Origin of the sequence: Janthinobacterium sp. 67 (assembly GCF_002797895.1) — a bacterium.
Lineage (GTDB): Bacteria > Pseudomonadota > Gammaproteobacteria > Burkholderiales > Burkholderiaceae_D > Janthinobacterium.
Genome location: NZ_PGES01000001.1, coordinates 1,723,473 through 1,744,171 on the forward strand (window position 1 = coordinate 1,723,473; position 20,699 = coordinate 1,744,171).

Here is a 20,699-nt window from a genome sequence, read left to right on the forward strand (position 1 = left end):
GAAAATACAAAGTCAAAAAAACTTCAACGCGAGTACTAGCATTTGACGTTTTTTGTACTAGACTATTTGTCTGAAGTCACCAGCAACCGCTCCAGGTGGAATGGTAACGAAGAACTTTTTCTCCAATGATGGTATTTATGATGGTATTTTTGGATATTGGCTGAGTTAACAGAGCGGTTTTCGATTCCGGCTCCGGCACCAGCGCACAGGATTCAGAAACATCAAAAAGCCATTAACTCCCAAGGGGTTAGTGGCTTTTTTACGTCTCGCCACTCCCCTGATCCAGATTAAACCCGACAAAAACCGGTAGCGATTACGCCAAATTTACGTCATGATTACGCCTCAACAAGCGGTAGATATGGCATCGCGCTGGGCGCGCCCGACCTCTAGCTTATCTTTTGCCGACGAGGGTAACGTGATGGCTAATAGCATCGCCTCGCTTTCATTCGAATACCGCTTCAAGCTCCATCTGATCGTCACCGATGACGCGGGCGACGCCGGCGCCGTCATGGTGGCCCTGGCCGCTTGAGAAAGTCCACCAGTGCAATTTGGTAAAAAAATTTCCAGGGGACGAAAATATGGATAAGAAGAAAAGTCCTAAAGAATTATATAAAAATATTCTCACAAAAAATCTAGGGCAACGTCTCGATGAAATGTCCAATTCCGAGAGAATAATATATTGGGGTTTTGTAATAAGTGGAATTATTACAATGATTCTCCTTGTGATTTTTTTAGGGTGAGAATGTTTTTCTAAAATTTTAGCTGATCCGTCTGGGCACCATCGCCGAGGTCGGCGAGGCCAAGGCGCGCGCCTGCACCTGACCGGTAAGCAGCATCCACTCATCCCTCTTCCATTTCCAACACGTTCGGCACGTCCGCCACTCCCGCTTTACCGCGACCTCCACCCCGATCAATTCCCTCCCCCACTGGCATTTTTACAACACTCCCCATCAGCCCGCTGGCTCCCCCACGGTTCCCTGCTGATATAATACTTACAATCAAGTAACATTCCGAAATGTGCGCCTTCAGGCTCCCGCAACCGTCTGTGTACTGCTAGCCCAGCCCATGCGCTCCCTTTTCGATCACGAGATCATCAAACAGCTGCACAGCGGTGCCCGCTCACGGGTTTATCGCGCCAGGGCTGCGGATGGCGCCGCGCTGATCGTCAAGAAGCCCAATCAGCCCTTCCCCTCCTTTCAGCAACTGGCGCAATTCAAGCGCGAGTATGCGATCGCGCGCCACTGCCGTCATCCTGGCGTGGCGCATCCGCTGGCGCTGCAGCTGCACGGCGGGTGCTGGACGATGGTCCTCGAAGATACCGGCGGCCAGGCGCTCGGCCAGGTGTTGCGCGCGCAGGTGGCGGCGCGCAGGACGCCGTCGCAGCCCGCACTGGCGCTGGATGACTTTTTCGACATCGCCCTGCAACTGTGCGCGGCGCTGGAAGAGGTCCATCGTCAGGGCGTGATCCACAAGGACATCAATCCCTCGAACCTGGTGTGGAATGGCGAGCGGCGCCTGCTGCAGCTGATCGATTTCGGCATCGCCTGCGAACTGCCCTACGAAAGCCAGGGCATCGTCAATCTGCAGACGCTGGAAGGCACGCTGCGCTACATGGCGCCGGAACAGACGGGACGCATGAACCGGCGGGTCGATTGGCGCGCCGATTTCTATGCGCTGGGCGCCACCTTCTACGAACTGCTGGCCGGCCAGGCGCCATTCGAGACGGACGACGAGATGGAACTCGTGCACTGCCACATTGCGCGCAGTCCCGACTGGTCGCACCCGGCGCTGGAAAATTTGCCTGGCCAGTTGCTGCCGATCATCCAGCGGCTGCTGGAAAAAAATGCCGATCAGCGCTACCAGAGCTTGCAAGGCTTGCGCAGCGACCTCGAAGCCTGCCGCGCGCAACAGCCGGCGCAGGCGCTCAAGCTGTCCGACCACAACGGCCGCTTCCTCGTGCCGCAAACGCTGCATGGGCGCGAGGATGCCATCGCCGAGCTGCTGGCGGCGTTTGAGCGCAGCGCCGCGGGCAGGTGCGAGATGCTGCTGGTGGCCGGCCATTCGGGCATCGGCAAGTCCGCCGTCGTCAACGAAGTGCAAAAGCCCATCATCGCGCGGCGCGGCTGTTTCCTGTCCGGGAAATTTGACCAGCTCCAGCGCGACGTGCCGTATGCTTCGCTGATCCAGGCCTTCCAGGGGCTGGTGCGCCAGCTGCTCGGCCAGCCCGAGGAAACGCTGCGCCAGTGGTCCGCCAAACTGCATGCGGCGCTGGGCAGCGGCATCGGCATGCTGGTCGAGCTGATTCCCCAACTGGCGTTGATCGTCGGCCCCACCGACCCGATGCCTGCGTCGGCGCCGGCACAGGCCCAGCTACGCCTGGACCGCCTCTTCCCCCGCTTCGTCGAGGTATTCGCCTGCGCCGGGCATCCGCTGGTGCTGTTCCTCGACGACCTGCAATGGGCCGATGCGGCTACCTTGCGGATGATCGAACTGCTGATGGTCTCCTGCGACAAGAGCTGCCTGCTGTTCATCGGCGCCTACCGCGACAATGAAGTGAGCGCCGCGCATCCGCTCATCGCCTTGCGCGACAAGCTGCTTGCCCGTGACGTGCGCCTGTCCACGCTGTTGCTGGGCGCGCTGACCGAGCCGCAGGTCGCGCAAATGGTCTCGGCCACCGTGCGCGTGGCGCCCCCCGACTGCGCGCCGCTGACCAGCATTTGCTACCGCAAGACGGCCGGCAATCCGTTTTTCCTCAACCAGTTTCTCGCTTCGCTCAATGAGACGGGCCAGCTGCGCTACCGGGCCGCCGGCGATTGCTGGGACTGGGACCTGCCCGCGATAGAGCAGGCCGGATATACCGACAACGTGGTCGAGGTGCTGCTGGAGAAAATCCGCCGCCTGCCCACGGTGACGCAGCACCTGCTGCAACTGGCCGCCTCGTGCGGCAACCGCTTCGCGCTCGACACGCTCGCGCTGGCAGTGGGCCGCGCGCCCCGGAAAACGCAGCAAGACCTGTGGCCGGCGCTTAGTGCAGGATTGATCCAGCCGCTCGACGAACGCTATAAGTACCTCGATGGCGACACCGATGCCGCCAACAGCGGCGTCAGTTACCGCTTCCTGCACGACCGGGTGCAGCAGGCCGCCTACCTGGTCGCCGGCGACGCTGCGCGCGCGGCCAACCATCTCCTCATCGGCCGCTTGCTGCTGCGGCATGCGGCGCCGGAACGTATCGACGAAACGCTGTTCGAGACCGTCGAACAGCTCAATGCGGGCCGCGCGCTGATCAATGATGCGGACGAGCGCGTACAGCTGGCGGCGCTCAATCTGCAGGCCGGCGTCAAGGCACGGCGGTCCGCCGCGTTCCAGTCCACCCTCGAGCACATGCGCACAGGTCTCGACCTGCTGCCTGCGCCGGCATGGGGCGCCCACGCCGGCCTCTGGCTCGACCTGCAGCTGGGCGCGGCCGAAGCGGCCTACCTGTGCGGCCAGTTCGATGCCGCCGAAGCGATCTACCCACTGGTGCGCGCCCGCCCCCTGACGCCGCTGCAGCATGCGCGCTGCATTGCCATCCAGGCGCACCAGTATCAGTTACAGGGCCGCCTACTCGACGCCATCGCCGTGCAGCGCGACGGCCTGGCGCTGCTGCAGATCGACATTCCGCACGACGTGGCGCAGATGAAGGCGCGCTTCGCCGATATCCTCGCCGACATCGGGCGGCAGCCTGGCGCGCAGGCGCCCGACACCTTGCTGGCGGCCGATGAGATGTGCGAGCCGGACGCGGTGGCCGCGATGCAGATGATGCAGGGCCTGTGGATGGCCAGCTACTACGCCGGCCAGCAGGATCTCAGCGCGCTGATGGTAGTGTCGATGACGCGGCTGTCCATACAGCGGGGGAACAGCGATTTCAGCGCCGTCGCCTATGTCGGCTACGCGATGATGGTGGCGCTGTACAGCGGCGACATCGCGCGCGGCTACAAATTCGGCGCAATGGCGATGGCGCTGGCCAGGCGCCGTGCCAACCTGCAGACGCGCACGCTCACGGGCCTGATGTTCGGCGCGCTCAGCAACCACTGGACGCAGCCGCTGCGCAGCTCCGACGCGCTGTACGAAGAGGCGTTTGGCTGGGCGCTGGAAATCGCCGATTTCGTGCAGGTCGGCGTGGTGGCGGCCGTGCGCGCCACCGACCGGCTCATCCTCGGCGACTACCTGCCGCACCTGATGCACGACATCGAGCACGACCTGGCGCTGATGCGCGCCAACGGGCAGCAGGCGATGGCCGATTGCTGCGTCGCCGCCGCGATCCAGCCGATCAAATGCCTGATGGGCCTCCTGCCCCGCCACGACAGCTACGACGATGCCACCTTCAGCGAGGCGCGCTTCCTCGATCAGTATGGCGGCTCGCACCTGTACCGCGCCTACTTCCTGCAGGGGAAGATACGCAACGCCTACCTGTTCGACGGCGCCGACGCCGAGCTGCTGGCCGGCCAGCTCGGCAACGTCACCCAGATCATGCGCGGCCAGGCCAAGGTTGCCGAGTGCAGCTTCTACGCCGCGCTGATCCTGATCCGCGCCTTGCGGCGCAATCCTGCGCGCCCCGATGCTGGCGGCATGCTCACCGTGATCGGTACGCTGCAGGAAAACCTCACTGAATGGGCCAGGCACGGCTCGGACAATAGCGCTGCCAAACATCTGCTGGTGCTGGCCGAGATGGCACGCTACCGGGAAGAGCTGCAGCTGGCCACGCGTCATTACCAGCAGGCGATCGACGCGGCCGGCCTGGCCGGCTACGTCAACATGCAGGCGCTGGGCAATGAACTGTGCGGCGAATGCTGGCTCGACCAGGGACATGCGCGCGTGGCCGGCGTCTTCATCAGGGACGCCATCGCGCATTACGATCAGTGGGGCGCGCAGGGCAAGGTGGCGCAACTGCGGGCGCGCCACGGCGCGCTGCTGTCAAGGGTCGACGGCCGCGGCACGCAGCCGCAGCCTGGCCCCCATACGCAAGGCAGTTCCGCGCTCGATCTGGTGTCGCTGCTGAAAGCGTCGCAGATCCTGTCGAACGAAGTGGGCCTGCGCAATGTGCTGACGCGCCTAATTGCCATCGTGTGTGAAAACGCCGGCGCGCAGGTGGCGCGCCTGCTGCTGCTATCCGAAGGCAGCTATCAGCTCGAGGCCAATATCGATGGTGATGCCGTCACCGTCCTGCAATCACGCCAGCTTGACCTGAACGCCTCCAGCGACCCGCAGTTTCCGCTATCGCTGCTGCGCTACGTCGTGCGCACCGGCGCCGAGGTGATCGAGGATTGCATCACGGGCGCCTCGCGCTTTGCCGCCGACCCGTACGTGCAGCTGCAGCGGCCGCGCGCCGTCATGTGCCTGCCGATCCGGCATGGCGGCCAGATCGGCGGCATCCTGTACTTCGAGAACCGGCTGGCCGAAGCGTCGTTCACGGAAGAACGCGTCGCGTTCCTGCGCATGCTCGGTGCGCAGGCGATGATTTCGATCTCCAGCGCCAGGCTGCACGACAGTCTCGAACGGCGCGTTGCCGAACGCACGGAACAGCTGGAAGACGCCAACCGCAAGCTGGCGACCCTGTCCATCACCGACGGCCTGACGGGCCTGGCGAACCGGCGCCATTTCGACGACGTGCTGCGCGCCGAATGTGCGCGTGCCACGCGCGTCGGCCAGCCGCTTGCCGTCGTCATGCTCGATGTCGACTATTTCAAGCGTTTCAATGACCGTCACGGCCACCAGGCCGGCGACGCATGCCTGATCCGGGTCGCGCAGGCGCTGGCGGCCGGCATGCGGCGCGCGGGCGACCTGACGGCGCGCTACGGCGGCGAAGAGTTTTCGATCGTGCTGCCGAACACCGGGGCGGATGAAGCGCGCCAGATCGGCGAAGCGCTGCGGCGCGCCATCGAAGAGCTGGGCATCGCGCACGTGAGCGCGGATGCGCTGCAGGTGACGATCAGCGTCGGCATCGCGGTCCAGTCGGCACCGGGCGCCGCCGATCCGGACACCCTGCTGCGCCTGGCCGATGCCGCGCTGTACCACGCCAAGGATGCGGGACGCAATTGCGTCGAGCTCAGGGTGCTGCCGCCCGGCTGACCGGCATGCGGCGCCAGGCTGCGTTTCAATCGCTGCCATGGCTGTTCTCGCGCGCCTGCTCCTGCGCCTTTTCCTGCGACGCCAAGCCATTGAAGAACAGATTGAGCAGCACGGCAACGATGGCGGCCAACAGGATGCCGCTGTGCAGCAACGGCGACAGCACTTTCGGCATGTGCTGCGCGTACTGTTCCGCCACCAGCGGCAGCATGCCGAAACCGATAGCCAGGGCCACGATGAACAGGTTGTTGCGGTTGCTCTTGTAGTCGACGCCGGCCAGGATGCGGATGCCGGTGGCGGCCACCATGCCGAACATCACCAGCCCTGCCCCGCCCAGCACGAACGCCGGCACGGCTTCGGCCGTTTGCGCAATCTTCGGGATCATGCCCATGACGAGCAGGATGATGCCGGCCGCCACGCAGACCCAGCGGCTGCGCACGCCCGTCACGCCCACCAGGCCCACGTTTTGCGAAAACGAGGTGTAAGGGAAGGTATTGAAGATGCCGCCGATCAAGGTGCCCAGGCCATCGACACGCAAGCCGCGGCTGATGTCGGCCTGCCCGACGCGCTTGCCCGTCATGTCGCCCAAGGCCAAAAACATGCCGAGCGACTCGATCATGACGACGATCATCACGAGACTCATGGTGACGATGGCAACCAGGTCGAAAGTCGGCATGCCGAACTGGAACGGCGTGACGATGGCAAAAGCCTTGGCGCCGGCCACCTTGGCGAAATCGGCCTTGCCCAGCGCAAACGACAGCGCTGTACCGGCGATGATGCCGATCAATACGGCGATATTCGACAGGAAACCGCGGCCATACTTGGCCACCAGCAAGATAACGGCCAGCACGAAGACGGCGATACCCATGTTGTCCAGCGCGCCGTAACCGGGGTTGGCGATCATGGGCACGGGACCGGCCGGCGCGGGCAAGCCGGCCGCCGTGGCGGCAGCGGCCATCTTGACAAAGGCGGGATCGGCGATCTGCGCCATGGCGGGCGGCCCGCCCATGGCCCAGTTCACCCCCACGCGCATCAGCGACACGCCGATCACGGCGATGATGCTGCCCGTGACGACGGGCGGAAACAGGGCCAGCAATCGGCTGATGAAGGGCGCGATCAGCATCGAGACGACGCCGGCACCGATCACGGCGCCAAAGATGCCCGTGATGCCCAGGGCCGGATTGTTCGCCATGGCCAGCATGGGACTGACGGCGGCAAAGGTGACGCCCATCATGACGGGCAGGCGGATGCCGAAATGCTTGCCTATGCCCAGGGACTGGATCAGGGTCACGAGGCCGCAGCAGAACAGGTCGGCACTGATCAGCGCCGCCACCTGCTCGGGCGGCAGCTTGAGGGCGCGCCCCACGATCAACGGTACGGCAATGGCGCCCGCGTACATGACGAGCACGTGCTGCAAGCCCAAGGTAAACAGCTTGCCGGCCGGCAGGATTTCATCGACGGGGGACGGCGCGGCAGGCGCGCTGCCGGGAGTGCTGCGGTGGATGGATTTCAAGCGGGAAGAGGCCATTTACGCTCCAGTTCCTGGGTGACCGCGCCCCGGATGGACGCGGATGAAAGGGAAAAGCAAGAGAGAAACGGGACGACGGGAACACACTGGCGACCGATGATGCATGCGAAGCTCCTGGGATGGGACGACCAAGGTAGCCATGCACGCTTCGTGCCAGGTGGATTGTATACAGTTTGTGGTGACAAACCAGCACGAGGCGCATGGTACCCTCCCCCTTCGCACCGATTTCAGGCGCGCCGCCATGCGCATGCACTAAAAGAGGACGCCAGCGCCGTCAGCGTCGCGTCCGCACCTCCTTGACGGCAGCGGCCGCATCTGCCGCCAGTTCACCGATATCCTTGTCGCGGCGCCGGTCGAACCAGCGCACGCTGGCACTCACCAGCCACCACGCCGGCAAGCCGACGAGCGCCATCAGCGGTGCGGCGATGAACAGGAAGCCCGTGGCCGGATCACAGCCATACAGCGCCGCCACCGTTTGCGCGCTGTCAAACAAGCCGGGCCACCACGCCAGCACCACCGACACCAGGACGGGACCGGCAAACGTTGCGATGATGATGCTGGAGCAAATACGGATAAGCGCTTCCTTGCAGTTGCGTGGCCACATGACCATGAAGCTGAGCAAGGTGGCAAAGAAGGCGGCCAGCAAGGGGACGCCCAGCAGCTTGATCCAGGCAGCCCCTGCGGCGGTGATATCGATATGCATGATGTGCTTTCAGTTGCGGCAAAAAAGCTGCGCTTGGCAGCTTGCTTGCTGTCATTCATTTGAGAAATGGCTTGCTGCCCTGCTCTTGCGCCGGGCCAAACAGCGCCGCCACCAGCGGATCGCGGCTGGCCGTGCCGCGCACCCAACTGGCCGTGCGGCGCACTTGCGGCGGCAGCTCGGCCCAGCCATCGACGTCGTCGTCCCGCTCGCCCAGCGCATACAGGGCGGGCCGCTGGCGACCCGGCTCGGTGCAATGGCGCTGCGCCAGATGGATCTGCCCCATGCCGCACATGTGGCGCAAATAGCGGCTCATGGTGCCCGCATCGAGTCCCAGCAAGGCGGACAACTGCGCCGCGCTGGCCTGGCCCTGCTCGCCGATGTACTGCGCGATGCGGGCGATGTGCAGCTGCGACTTCTTGCCGCGTCCCTGTAACTGGCGCCCCTGCCGCGGCGCCGCCCTGCTTGCAACCAACTGACTACCGTTCAACATCTGCCTGCCCTCCCGTAGCGTCGCCAGCCGGCAGACGCTGTAGTGCGTTTGCGACAGGCAACAAGTAGACTTTATCAATCGCTAATGTTAAAGTCAAGCATTTGGTAATTTATCAAACGGTAAATTTCGGGTTTAATGTGGAGATGAATATGTATCAATACAGACGCGACCGCCTGCTGGCCCTGATCCGCGAGCACTACGACAACACGCGCAAGAAGATTTCCGACGTCAGCGGCTGGAGCGAGGCGCGCATCTCGCAAATCCTCTCGCCCACCTACCGCGAGGGACGCGCGTTCAGCGAAAAGATCGCGCGCAAGCTGGAATCGGACCTGCAGCTCGATAGCATGTATTTCGACCAGGGCGCGGCGCCCGACCAGGCGGCCATGGCCGCGCGCGCGCTGGCCGGCGCGCAGCCCGTGGTGGTGGAAGATGGCGAGGATGAGCGTTTTTACCCGATCCGCAAGGTCAAATTGCGGCTGTCGGCGGGCATCACGGGCTTTGCCATCGAACCGGAAACGCACGACGGCAGCACCATCAGCGTGCCGCGCAGCTGGGTCGAGCGCAATGGCTACCACCCTGAAAAACTGGTGGCGATCAAGGTCAAGGGCGAGAGCATGGAGCCGGCGCTGTACGAGGACGACGTGGTGATCATCAATACGGCCGACAACCGGCCGGCCGACGGCATCGTGTTTGCCATCAATTACGAAGGCGAGCCGGTGGTCAAGCGCATGGCGCGCGACATCGGCGAATGGTGGCTGACGTCGGACAACCCCGACCAGCGCAAATACCACCGCAAGCTGTGCCGCGGCAATGACTGCCTGATCGTGGGCCGGGTCGTGCGCAAGGAAAGCGACCGCATTTGAGGGCGAAGTTTATCGAATGATAAACTTCGCCCTCAGCATGGCGCTTATGCCAGCGCTGCCTGGATCTGCTGCAGCGATGCCGGGTCGTCCATCGACGTCAGGTCGCCCGGGCTGCGCCCTTCGCAGATGGCCTGGATCGAGCGTCGCAGCAGCTTGCCCGAGCGCGTCTTCGGCAGCTGCGCCACGAACAGCACGCGCGCGGGCCGCGCCACGGCGCCCAGCTGGCGGTCGACCACGGCCATCACTTCGCGTTCCAGCGCCGCTTTCGCTTCCACGCTGTCGTATCCCTGCGGGTCCTTCAGGATCACGAAAGCCATCGCCACTTGGCCTTTGAGCTTGTCTTCCACGCCCACCACGGCCACTTCCGACACGTTCGGATGGCTGGTGATGCTTTCCTCGATTTCGCGCGTGCCCAGGCGGTGGCCGGCCACGTTGATGACGTCGTCCGTGCGGCCCAGAATAAAATAATAGCCGTCCGCGTCGCGCACGCCCCAGTCGAACGTGGAATACACTTGCCGCTCGCCGAAGGTGGACCAGTAGGTGTCGACGAAGCGCGCATCGTCGCCGTACACCGTCTGCATGCAGCCCGGCGGCAGCGGACCTTCCAGCACCAGCACGCCCTTTTCGTTGGCGCCGCACTCCTCGCCCGTCGCCTCGTTGAGCAGCCTGACCTGGTAGCCGTACATGGCCAGGCCGGGGCTGCCCAGGCGCGTCGGCGTGTCGGCCACGCCTTTCGCCACCGAGAGGATGGGCCAGCCAGTCTCCGTCTGCCAGTAGTTGTCGATGATGTCCACTTTCAGTTCGTCGGCGATCCATTGCGACGTGGTTTCATCGAGCGGCTCGCCCGCCAGGTACAGCGCTTTCAATGACGACAGGTCGTATTTGCGCATCAGTTCCACCGGATGCTTGCGCAGCACGCGGATGGCCGTCGGCGCCGAGAACATGCGCGTGACCTTGTATTTTTCAACGATGCTCCACCAGATGCCCGCATCGGGACAGATGGGCAAGCCTTCGTACAGGATGGTGGCCATGCCGGCGATCAGCGGGCCGTACACGATGTAGGAATGACCCACCACCCACCCGATGTCCGAGGTGGCAAAGAAGGTTTCACCGGGCTTGGCGCAGAAGTTGTACTGCATTGACGACGCCAGCGCCACCGCATAGCCGCCCACGTCGCGCTGCACGCCCTTCGGTTTTCCCGTCGTGCCCGAGGTGTACAGCACGTACGATGGTTCGTTCGATTCGAGCCAGGTGACGGGCACCCGCGCGTCCAGGTGCCGCTCGCGCAGGGCCGCGTAATCGACGTCGCGGCCTGGCGTCAGTTCCATCGGCACCAGATGGCGATCGACCAGCAGCACTTGCCGCGGCTTGTGCGCGGCGATGCGGATGGCTTCGTCGAGCAGCGGCTTGTAGGCGATTGCCTTGCCATTGCGCGAACCGGCATCGGCGGAAAACACCAGCTTGGGCTGCGCATCGTCGATCCGGCTGGCCAGGCTGTTGGCGGCAAAGCCGCCAAAGACGACGGAGTGCACGGCGCCGATACGCGCGCAAGCGAGCATGGCGAACGCCGCCTCGGCGATCATCGGCATGTAGATCAGTACACGGTCACCCTTGACCACGCCCAGCGACAGCAAGATGGCGGCGCAGCGTTCCACTTCGCGCTGCAGCTCGCGAAAACTGTAGGTGCGCTCCGTATTCGTTTCCGTGGAAATGGCGATCAGCGCGGCGGCATCGCCCTGGCTGTCCACCCAGCGGTCGACGGCGTTGTGGCACAAATTGGTGGTGCCGCCGACGAACCATTTGGCGAACGGCGGGCGCGAATAATCGAGCACTTGCGAAAACGGGGTGTTCCAGTCGATCTTTTCCGCTTCCTCGCGCCAGAAAGCATCGGGCGTATCGATCGAGCGTTGATAAAAACTTGCGAAATTCATGTCTCCTCCGGTAGTGTAGTTTTCCATGCTTTTTTACTTATCTGTTCATCTGCGTCCCCCGCCCTGGCCATGCTGTTCAGCCAGCAGCTGCCGGGAAAACAAGGCCGGCTGCGCCGCCGCGCAACTGCCGCGCTCTTGCGCGATCCGTTCGCGGTTTTGCGCCAGGCTGGCGCCATCGAGCGACATGCCGAACTGCCCGTCGTCCGGCGCACTGTCCTGTGGCGACATCACGCGCCGCAGCACGATGTCGCCCAGCGCCTTCTTGAAATGCCCCGCTTCCCAGTACCAGCGGGTGGCAGTGCCCCGCTCATTGGCGGCGGGTATCGGCTCGCAGTTGTACGGCCCATACCCGCTGAAATCAGTCAGGGAAATGCGTGCGTCCGGGTATCGCGCCCTGACCGCGCCAATTTCCTGCACCAGCTGTGCTTTCCATTCCTCGAACAAGGGCCACAGCCCCGCAGCCTCGAACATGGCCAGCATTTGCGCGTGATACGGATAGATCACCAGCTTGACATCGGCCTGCGTGGCCGCCATCGCCAGCAGACAATTACGCAGCAATTGAAAGTCTGCGGTGGCAAGGCCGCGCGTCGATTTGCGGCGCAAGTTGGCGGCGCTTTCCTGCGCCCGTTGCGCAAACATCTTGTGGTAGCCGTCGCGGCGCGCATGGCCGCCATAGTCAAGCAAGGGATTGAAGCCGTCGGCCGACATGGTCGCCGCTTCGCCATCATGCTGGATGCGCAGCGTGTGCACGGCATCCTTGACTGACGCCAGCGAGAAAAGCGCATCGAAGCGCCAGAACGCATGGCCATGCGCAGGCGCAGCGGTGGCTGGCGCCGGGCGTGCAACTGGCGCGACGGCGGGATTGAGAAAATCGATGAATTCCATGCCCACGATGACCGTACGTGGCCGGACGCCTGCCTGGCGCAATTGCGCAAACTGGCTGGCGGACGTGGCCAGGCCCGTGCCGGGTATCGCCAGGTTGTAGCCGGCGCCCAGCGCCGCCAAGGCGCTGGCGCGCGGATCGAAGCCGATCTCGGCGCGCGAATTGCCGAGGATGATGAAGCGCGGCTGCCTGCGCAGCGCATGCTCCTGCTTGATCTGGTTCTGGTAGCGGCTCAAGCCCGGCTTGACGGCATTGAAGTTGTCGCGCCGGACGACGCCGTACAAGCCATACGGATCGACGACGAAGACGAAGGCGCCCAGCAGCACGGCACCGGCCGCCAGCAGCAGCGCCAGGATGGCCAGATAGGATTTGAAAGGAGATGCCGTCATGATGTGCCCTCCCCCTAGAATTGAAAATACAGGAATTCGGCGGGACGGTTCAGGGCCAGCATGCTTGCCAGCGCCAGCACGGCGATGGCCGCCGCCCACCCAGGCGAGGCGCGCCAGGCAAGCATGCGTTCCCCTCCCTCCTGAAAATCCAGCGCGGGATCGAAATGGCGCATGATCTGCTGCGTATTCGGCAAGGCAAAGGTAATCAGCGCAGCCACCGCTATCCACGTCCAGCTTTCAATGAATGCCGTGCCGCCGCCCAGGTAATAAGCCATGCCCATGGCGCCCAGCATGGGTTGGAGCGGCAGCAGATGGGGCGCCAGCACATCGGGCAAGGCCAGGCCAAAGCCGCCTGCCATGCCTTTGATGATCGTCAGGGCGGTCGCCAGGTCGGGCGCGCGAAAGAAGACCCAGGCAAGGCAGACGGCAGTGAAAGTGAGGATCGTCGCCAGGATGTTCACCACCCGCGTATCGGACGGCAAATGCCACTGCCGCGCGACAGCGCTCCAGCCCTTGTGGATGGCCAGGTAGGCGCCATGCAGCGCGCCCCAGACGATGAAATTCCACCCGGCGCCATGCCACAGGCCGCCCAGCACCATGGTGATCATCAGGTTCAGGTAGCGCCGCAGCGGGCCGCAGCGCTTGCCGCCCAGCGGGATATACAAGTAATCGCGCAGAAAGCGCGACAGGGTCATGTGCCAGCGGCGCCAGAATTGCGCGATATTGCGCGATTTATAGGGTGAATCGAAGTTCAAGGGCAGCCGCACGCCAAACAACCGGGACAAGCCGATGGCCATGTCGGAATAGCCGGAAAAATCGAAGTACAGCTGGAACGCATACGCGAGCACGCCAGCCCAGGCGACCAGCAACGATGGCGCGACGGGATCACTGAACAAGGGCGCCGCATAGGCGCCGATATTATCGGCAACCAGCACCTTCTTGGCCAGGCCGATGAAAAAAATCGTGCTGCCGATGGCGATATTGCTGGCAGACAGGCGGAAGGTACGCCGGTCGACAAATTGCGGCATCATTTCCTTGTGATGCAAGACGGGGCCGGCGATCAGATGGGGGAAATAGGTGACGAACAGCAGATAGTGGACGAAGCGGCTTTCCTGCACCTTGCCCTTGCAGGTGTCGACCAGGAAGGCGATCTGGGTAAAAGTAAAAAAGGAAATGCCGATGGGCAGAATCACGTGCAGGGCGGGCATGGGCCGCTCCAGCAATTGCGCCAGGCTGGCAAGGAAAAATCCCGCGTATTTATAGTAGGCGAGCAAGCCGAGGTTGGCGGCAATGGCGGCAGCCAGTATCGATTTCTTGCGCGCCGGGGGACTGGCTGCCAGCCAGGCCGCGCAGCCGTAGTTGAAGACGACGGAACCCAGCAACAGCGGCAGGTAGCGGTAATCCCAGTAAGCGTAGAAGAACAGCGAAGCCGCCGCCAGCCAGGCGGCAGCCCATAATTGCTTGCGCCGGCCGAGGATGAAAAAACCGGCCACCGTGACGGGCAGATAGGCAAACAGGAAGATCCATGAGTTGAATAGCATCGCTTTACCTGTCGGGAAGATGGGAGGTCGCCAGGGCCACGCCTTGGCGCCCCGCCATTTTCCTTGTCGCTCCGTTTCGTTGCTAGCAGAAATATCAACTTATCTGCATGCGTATCGGCCCCGCCGGACCTGGCAGCTTAAAACGCGTCGCCGGGAATGCGCACCGCCCCTTCCATCAGCACGCGCGCGCTGCGGCTCATGATGGCCTTGGTGACGCTCCATGCGCCATCGGCCAGCGCCGCTTCCGCGCCCACCATCAGGGTGCCGGACGGGTGGCCGAAGCGCACCGAGTTACGGGGGCCGCCGCCGGCCGCCAGGTTGACCAGTGTGCCGGGAATGGCCGCCGCCGTGCCGATGGCGACAGCGGCCGTGCCCATCATGGCGTGGTGCAGCTTGCCCATGGACAGGGCGCGCACCAGCAGGTCGATATCGGCCGCGTTGACCTGCTTGCCGCTGGACGAGACGTAGCTGGCCGGCCTGGCGACAAACGCCACTTTCGGCGTGTGCTGGCGCTTCGCCGCCTCGTCGAGATGGGAAATGAGGCCCATGCGCAGCGCGCCGTGCGCGCGGATGGTCTCGAAGCGGGCTAGCGCGGCCGGATCGCCATTGATGGCGTCCTGCAGCTCCGTGCCCGTGTAGCCGATGGCGTCCGCATCGACGAAAATCGTCGGGATGCCGGCGTTGATCATCGTGACTTTCAACACGCCGATGCCAGGCACGTCGAGGTCATCGACGAGGTTGCCGGTAGGGAACATCGCACCGCCGCCGCCCTCTTCCTCGGCGGCCGGATCGAGAAATTCCAGTTTCACTTCGGCGGCCGGAAAGGTCACGCCATCGAGTTCGAAGTCGCCCGTTTCCTGTACTTCGCCCTGCGTCATGGGCACGTGGGCGATGATGGTCTTGCCGATATTGGCTTGCCAGATGCGCACCGTGGCGATGCCGTTTGCAGGCACGCGGGCGGCGTCCACCAAGCCGCTGGCAATGGCGAACGAGCCGACGGCGGCCGACAGGTTGCCGCAGTTGCCGCTCCAGTCGACGAAGGGCCTGTCGATGGAAACCTGGCCGAACAGATAGTCGACGTCGTGGTCAAGCTTGCTGCTTTTCGCCAGGATCACCGTCTTGCTAGTGCTCGAGGTGGCGCCGCCCATGCCGTCGATCTGCTTGCCGTAGGGGTCGGGGCTGCCGATCACGCGCAGCAGGAGCGCATCGCGCGCGGCGCCCGGCACTTGCGCGCTGGCAGGCAAATCCTGCAGGCGGAAGAACACGCCCTTGCTGGTGCCGCCGCGCATATAGGTGGCGGGGATTTTGATTTGGGGGGTATGGGTCATTAGAGTTCCTGCGTTGAATTGCTGATTAAACCCAGAGGCAAAGAGCTGGGGTCAGACCCGCCGGGTCTGACCCCTGATTACGTTGCATCAATCGTGAATTACGCGGCTTTCGAAGACTCGAGGAAATCCTGCGCAAAGCGTTGCAGCACGCCGCCCGCCTCATAGATCGACACCTCTTCCGCCGTATCGAGGCGGCAGGTGACGGGCACTTGCACCGTTTCGCCGTTCTTGCGGTGGATGACGAGAGTCAGGGTGGAGCGCGGCGTGCGCTCGCCCACGACGTCGTAGGTTTCGCTGCCGTCCAGGCCCAGGGTCTTGCGGTTCACGCCAGGGAGGAATTCCAGCGGCAAGACGCCCATGCCCACCAGGTTGGTGCGGTGGATGCGCTCGAAGCCTTCGGCCACGATGGCTTCCACGCCGGCCAGGCGCACGCCCTTGGCGGCCCAGTCGCGCGACGAACCCTGGCCATAGTCGGCGCCGGCGATGATGATCAATGGCTGCTTGCGCTCCATGTACACCTCGATGGCTTCCCACATGCGCGAGATCGTGCCTTCCGGTTCAATGCGCGTGAGCGAACCCGCTTTCACCTTGCCGTCCTCGATGACCATCTCGTTTTTCAGGGTCGGGTTGGCAAACGTGGCGCGCTGCGCCGTCAAATGGTCGCCCCGGTGCGTGGCGTAGGAATTGAAATCTTCCTCGGGCAAGCCCATCTTCGCCAGGTATTCGCCGGCCGCGCTGTCGAGCATGATGGCGTTCGATGGCGACAAGTGGTCGGTCGTGATGTTGTCGCCCAGGACGGCCAGCGGACGCATGCCTTTCAAGGGGCGCGCACCGGCCAGCGCGCCTTCCCAGTACGGCGGCCGGCGGATATACGTCGTCTGCGGACGCCAGTCGTACAGGGGGCTGACCTTGATGCCGTCGTCAGCCTGCGCGGCGAACATCGGAATGTACACCTTGCGGTACTGTTCCGGCTTGACGCTGGCAGCGACGATGGCGTCGATTTCCTCGTCGGACGGCCAGATATCCTTGAGCAGAATCGGCTTGCCATCCGCGTCATGGCCCAGCACATCCTTTTCGATATCGAAGCGGATGGTGCCGGCGATCGCGTAGGCCACCACCAGCGGCGGCGAGGCGAGGAAAGCCTGCTTTGCGTACGGGTGGATGCGGCCGTCGAAGTTGCGGTTGCCCGACAGGACGGCCGTGGCGTACAGGTCGCGCGACACCACTTCATCCTGGATCACGGGGTCGAGCGCGCCCGACATGCCGTTGCACGAGGTGCAGGCAAAGGCCACGACGCCAAAGCCCAGCTGTTCCAGTTCCGGCATCAGGCCCGCTTCCTGCAGATACAGTTCCACGGTTTTCGAGCCGGGCGCCAGCGACGATTTCACCCATGGCTTGCGGGTCAATCCCAGGCGGTTCGCATTGCGCGCGATCAGGCCGGCGGCGATCATGTTGCGCGGATTGTTCGTGTTGGTGCAGCTGGTAATGGCCGCGATGATGACGGCGCCGTCCGGCATCTTGCCCGGCTCGTTCTCGACCACGCCGGAGATGCCGCGCGCGGCCAGTTCCGACGTCGGCACGCGGTTGTGCGGATTCGACGGCCCGGCGATATTGCGCACGACGGACGACAGGTCAAACGTCAGCACGCGCTCATACTGCGCGTCGACCAGGCTGTCGGCCCACAGGCCCGTCTCTTTCGCGTACAGCTCCACCAGTTTCACCAGTTCGTCGTCGCGGCCCGTCAGTTTCAGATATTTGATGGTTTGCGCGTCGATGTAGAACATGGCGGCCGTGGCGCCAAATTCCGGCGCCATGTTGGAAATCGTGGCGCGGTCGCCCAGGGTCAGGTGCGAGGCGCCTTCGCCAAAGAATTCCAGGTAGGACGAGACGACCTTCTGCTTGCGCAAAAATTCCGTCAGCGCCAGCACCGTGTCGGTAGCCGTGATACCGGGCTGCGGTTTACCCGTCAGCTTGACGCCGATAATGTCGGGCAAACGCATCCACGAAGCACGGCCCAGCATCACGCTTTCCGCTTCCAGGCCGCCCACGCCGATGGCGATCACGCCCAGCGCGTCGACCATCGGCGTATGTGAATCCGTGCCGACCAGGGTGTCGGGATAGGCCACGCCGTCCTGCACCTGGATCACGGGCGACATGCGCTCGAGGTTAATCTGGTGCAGGATGCCGTTCCCCGGCGGGATCACGTCGACGTTTTTAAACGCTTTCTTGGTCCAGTCGATGAAGTCGAAACGGTCTTCGTTGCGGCGGTCTTCGATGGCGCGGTTCTTGGCGAAGGCGTCGGGGTCGAAACCGCCGCATTCGACGGCCAGCGAGTGGTCGACCACCAGCTGCGTGGGCACGACGGGGTTGACGAGGGCCGGGTCGCCGCCCTGGGCCGCGATGGCGTCGCGCAGGCCGGCCAGGTCGACCAGGGCCGTCTGGCCCAGGATGTCATGGCAGACCACGCGCGCGGGGAACCACGGGAAGTCCAGGTCGCGGCGGCGTTCGATGAACTGGCTCAGCGAGGCGTTCAGGGTGGCCGGGTCGCAGCGGCGCACGAGGTTTTCGGCCAGCACGCGCGAGGTGTAGGGCAAGGTGGCGTAGGCGCCTGGCTGAATCGCATCGACTGCGGCGCGCGTGTCGAAGTAGTCCAGCCCTGTTCCCGGCAAGGCCTTGCGGTGCAGTGTGTTCATATTAGGGGTCATTATTTGCGGTCCTTGATCGGCACGAATTCCAGGTCTTCCGGGCCCACGTAGTTGGCGCTCGGGCGGATGATCTTGTTGTCGATGCGCTGCTCGACGATGTGGGCGGCCCAGCCCGAGGTGCGCGAAATGACGAACAGCGGCGTAAACATCGCCGTCGGCACGCCCATCATGTGGTAGGACACGGCCGAGAACCAGTCCAAGTTCGGGAACATGTTCTTGATTTCCCACATGACCGATTCCAGGCGCTCGGCGATGTCGAACATTTTCGTGGAACCGGCTTCCTGCGACAGCGAACGGGCCACTTCCTTGATGACCACGTTGCGCGGGTCGGAGATCGTGTAGACGGGGTGGCCAAAGCCGATCACCACTTCCTTGTTGGCGACGCGCTCGCGGATGTCCGCTTCCGCTTCGTCAGGGTTGTCGTAGCGTTTCTGGATTTCCAGCGCCACTTCATTCGCGCCGCCGTGTTTCGGGCCGCGCAGCGCACCGATGGCGCCCGTGATGGCCGAGTGGATGTCCGAGCCCGTGCCGGCGATGACGCGGCTGGTGAAGGTCGAGGCGTTGAATTCGTGTTCCGCGTACAGGATCAGCGAGGTGTGCATGGCTTTTTCCCACGACGCCGACGGTTTTTCGCCGTGCAGCAGGTGCAGGAAGTGGCCGCCGATCGAATCGTCGTCCGTTTCCACTTCGATGCGCTTGCCGTTATGGCTGTAGTGGTACCAGTACAGCAGCATGGAGCCGAACGACGCCATCAGGCGGTCGGCGATGTCGCGCGCGCCCGGCGCGTTATGGTCGTCTTTTTCCGGCAGGGTGCAGCCCAGCACGGACACGCCCGTGCGCATCACGTCCATCGGGTGGGCGGCGGCCGGCAGCGCTTCGAGCGCCAGCTTCACGGCCGACGGCAAGCCGCGCAAGGATTTCAGCTTGGCCTTGTAGCCTTTCAGTTCCGCGGAAGTCGGCAGCTTGCCGTGCACCAGCAGGTAGGCGATTTCCTCGAACTCGCAGCTGTCGGCCACGTCCAGGATATCGTAGCCGCGGTAGTGCAAATCGTTGCCGGTCTTGCCGACCGAGCACAACGCCGTGTTGCCGGCGGTGACGCCGGACAGGGCGACGGATTTTTTAGGCTTGAAAGTGGCGGCTTGCGGTGCGTTCATTGATTTCTCCAAAAATTGACTAGTCTCGGTTGCGTCACTGCGGGGCCAGCATGCGGCCCCTGCTTCTTGCTTATTTCTGCTTATTTCTTTTGCGCGGCGAACAGCGCATCGAGTTTTTGCTCGAAATCGTGGTAATTGATCGATTCATACAGCTCCATGCGCGTTTGCATGGTGTCGACGACGTTCTTTTGCGTGCCGTCGCGGCGCAGCGCCTGGTAGACGTTTTCGGCCGCCTTGTTCATCGCGCGGAAGGCCGACAAGGGGTACAGCGCCAGGCCCACGTGGGCGCTGCGCAGTTCGTCCAGCGTGAACAGCGGCGTGGAACCGAATTCCGTGATGTTGGCCAGGATCGGCACGTTGACGGCCTTGGCGAAGGTGGCGTACATGTCCAGGTCCGTGATCGCTTCCGGGAAGATCATGTCGGCGCCCGCCTCGACGCAGGCGACGGCGCGCTCGAGCGCCGCTTCCAGGCCATCGACGGCCAGCGCATCGGTGCGCGCCATGATGACGAAGTTCGGGTCCGTGCGCGCATCGACGGCCGCCTTGATGCGGTCGACCATTTCTTCCTTGCTCACGATTTCCTTGCCCGGACGGTGGCCGCAGCGCTTGGCGCCAACCTGGTCTTCGATGTGCAGGGCGGCCGCGCCGAACTTGATCATCGATTTCACGGTGCGCGCCACGTTGAAGGCGGACGAACCGAAACCCGTGTCGGCGTCGACCAGCAGCGGCAGGTCGCACACGTCGGTGATGCGGCGGATATCGGTCAGCACGTCGTCCAGGCTGGAAATGCCCAGGTCGGGCAAGCCCAGCGAGCCGGCCGCGACGCCGCCGCCGGACAGGTAGATGGCTTTATAGCCGGCGCGCTTGGCCAGCAAGGCGTGGTTGGCGTTGATGGCGCCGACCACTTGCAACGGAGATTCTTCCTGGACGGCCTTGCGGAATGCGGCACCTGCGGAGTATTGAGTCATGTGTTCACCTTATGGGTTTCGGATGGTCCCGAATGTTTCACGGAGTGGCTATGAGCACCAGTATTGCAAATGCCGTGCCAGGCCGGCGCGGCGTCGCAAAAAAGACGTGAC

Annotated in this window: 14 protein-coding genes; 4 read left to right on the plus strand and 10 right to left on the minus strand. The window is 63.6% G+C overall.

Features of this window, described 5'->3' with window-relative positions; all coding sequences use genetic code 11:
* Nucleotides 1-358 precede the first annotated feature (358 nt).
* The 3 genes from CLU90_RS30105 to CLU90_RS07720 all read left to right on the plus strand — a co-directional run bounded on the left by CLU90_RS30105 (nucleotide 359) and on the right by CLU90_RS07720 (nucleotide 6,108).
* Complete coding sequence (locus CLU90_RS30105) at nucleotides 359-529, plus strand: phage tail protein (RefSeq protein ID WP_269800057.1); 171 nt, start codon at nucleotides 359-361, stop codon at nucleotides 527-529.
* Between the two features lie 49 nt (nucleotides 530-578).
* Nucleotides 579-740, plus strand: a complete 162-nt coding sequence (locus CLU90_RS29665) for a hypothetical protein (RefSeq protein ID WP_175539330.1) — start codon at nucleotides 579-581, stop codon at nucleotides 738-740.
* Between the two features lie 325 nt (nucleotides 741-1,065).
* Nucleotides 1,066-6,108, plus strand: coding sequence for a diguanylate cyclase domain-containing protein (locus CLU90_RS07720; RefSeq protein WP_100427609.1), 5,043 nt, complete (start codon nucleotides 1,066-1,068; stop codon nucleotides 6,106-6,108).
* Between the two features lie 25 nt (nucleotides 6,109-6,133).
* Here the strand turns inward: CLU90_RS07720 and CLU90_RS07725 are convergent, their stop codons facing one another.
* From CLU90_RS07725 to CLU90_RS07735, 3 genes are all read right to left on the minus strand, one after another.
* On the minus strand, nucleotides 6,134-7,633 hold the full coding sequence (locus tag CLU90_RS07725; protein WP_232731119.1) for a nucleobase:cation symporter-2 family protein: 1,500 nt from the start codon (nucleotides 7,631-7,633) through the stop codon (nucleotides 6,134-6,136).
* Nucleotides 7,634-7,907: 274 nt separating this feature from the next.
* On the minus strand, nucleotides 7,908-8,336 hold the full coding sequence (locus CLU90_RS07730; RefSeq protein WP_100427610.1) for a hypothetical protein: 429 nt from the start codon (nucleotides 8,334-8,336) through the stop codon (nucleotides 7,908-7,910).
* A gap of 55 nt (nucleotides 8,337-8,391) precedes the next feature.
* The gene (locus tag CLU90_RS07735; protein ID WP_157808775.1) at nucleotides 8,392-8,826 is read right to left on the minus strand and encodes a FeoC-like transcriptional regulator; all 435 of its coding nucleotides are present in this window, start codon (nucleotides 8,824-8,826) and stop codon (nucleotides 8,392-8,394) included.
* Between the two features lie 149 nt (nucleotides 8,827-8,975).
* Here CLU90_RS07735 and CLU90_RS07740 point away from each other — a divergent pair, with 149 nt between their 5' ends.
* A complete protein-coding gene (locus CLU90_RS07740; RefSeq protein ID WP_100427612.1) occupies nucleotides 8,976-9,689 on the plus strand; it encodes a S24 family peptidase in 714 nt (237 codons plus the stop codon).
* Between the two features lie 44 nt (nucleotides 9,690-9,733).
* Here the strand turns inward: CLU90_RS07740 and CLU90_RS07745 are convergent, their stop codons facing one another.
* From CLU90_RS07745 to prpB, 7 genes are all read right to left on the minus strand, one after another.
* Nucleotides 9,734-11,620 carry a propionate--CoA ligase gene (locus CLU90_RS07745; protein ID WP_100427613.1) on the minus strand — a complete coding sequence of 629 codons (1,887 nt, stop codon included), beginning with the start codon at nucleotides 11,618-11,620 and terminating at the stop codon, nucleotides 9,734-9,736.
* A gap of 45 nt (nucleotides 11,621-11,665) precedes the next feature.
* Entirely contained in the window at nucleotides 11,666-12,892 is a 1,227-nt protein-coding gene (locus tag CLU90_RS07750; protein WP_100427614.1) for a hypothetical protein, read from the minus strand.
* Between the two features lie 14 nt (nucleotides 12,893-12,906).
* The gene (locus CLU90_RS07755; protein WP_100427615.1) at nucleotides 12,907-14,433 is read right to left on the minus strand and encodes an MBOAT family O-acyltransferase; all 1,527 of its coding nucleotides are present in this window, start codon (nucleotides 14,431-14,433) and stop codon (nucleotides 12,907-12,909) included.
* Between the two features lie 137 nt (nucleotides 14,434-14,570).
* Nucleotides 14,571-15,761, minus strand: a complete 1,191-nt coding sequence (gene prpF, locus CLU90_RS07760) for a 2-methylaconitate cis-trans isomerase PrpF (RefSeq protein WP_100427616.1) — start codon at nucleotides 15,759-15,761, stop codon at nucleotides 14,571-14,573.
* Nucleotides 15,762-15,859: 98 nt separating this feature from the next.
* On the minus strand, nucleotides 15,860-18,454 hold the full coding sequence (gene acnD / locus CLU90_RS07765; RefSeq protein ID WP_100427617.1) for a Fe/S-dependent 2-methylisocitrate dehydratase AcnD: 2,595 nt from the start codon (nucleotides 18,452-18,454) through the stop codon (nucleotides 15,860-15,862).
* Between the two features lie 11 nt (nucleotides 18,455-18,465).
* Nucleotides 18,466-19,620, minus strand: a complete 1,155-nt coding sequence (gene prpC / locus CLU90_RS07770) for a bifunctional 2-methylcitrate synthase/citrate synthase (RefSeq protein WP_100427618.1) — start codon at nucleotides 19,618-19,620, stop codon at nucleotides 18,466-18,468.
* Nucleotides 19,621-19,700: 80 nt separating this feature from the next.
* Nucleotides 19,701-20,588 (minus strand): methylisocitrate lyase, encoded by an 888-nt coding sequence (gene prpB, locus CLU90_RS07775; protein WP_092714575.1) that lies wholly within the window; start codon nucleotides 20,586-20,588, stop codon nucleotides 19,701-19,703.
* Between the last annotated feature and the right edge of the window lie 111 nt (nucleotides 20,589-20,699).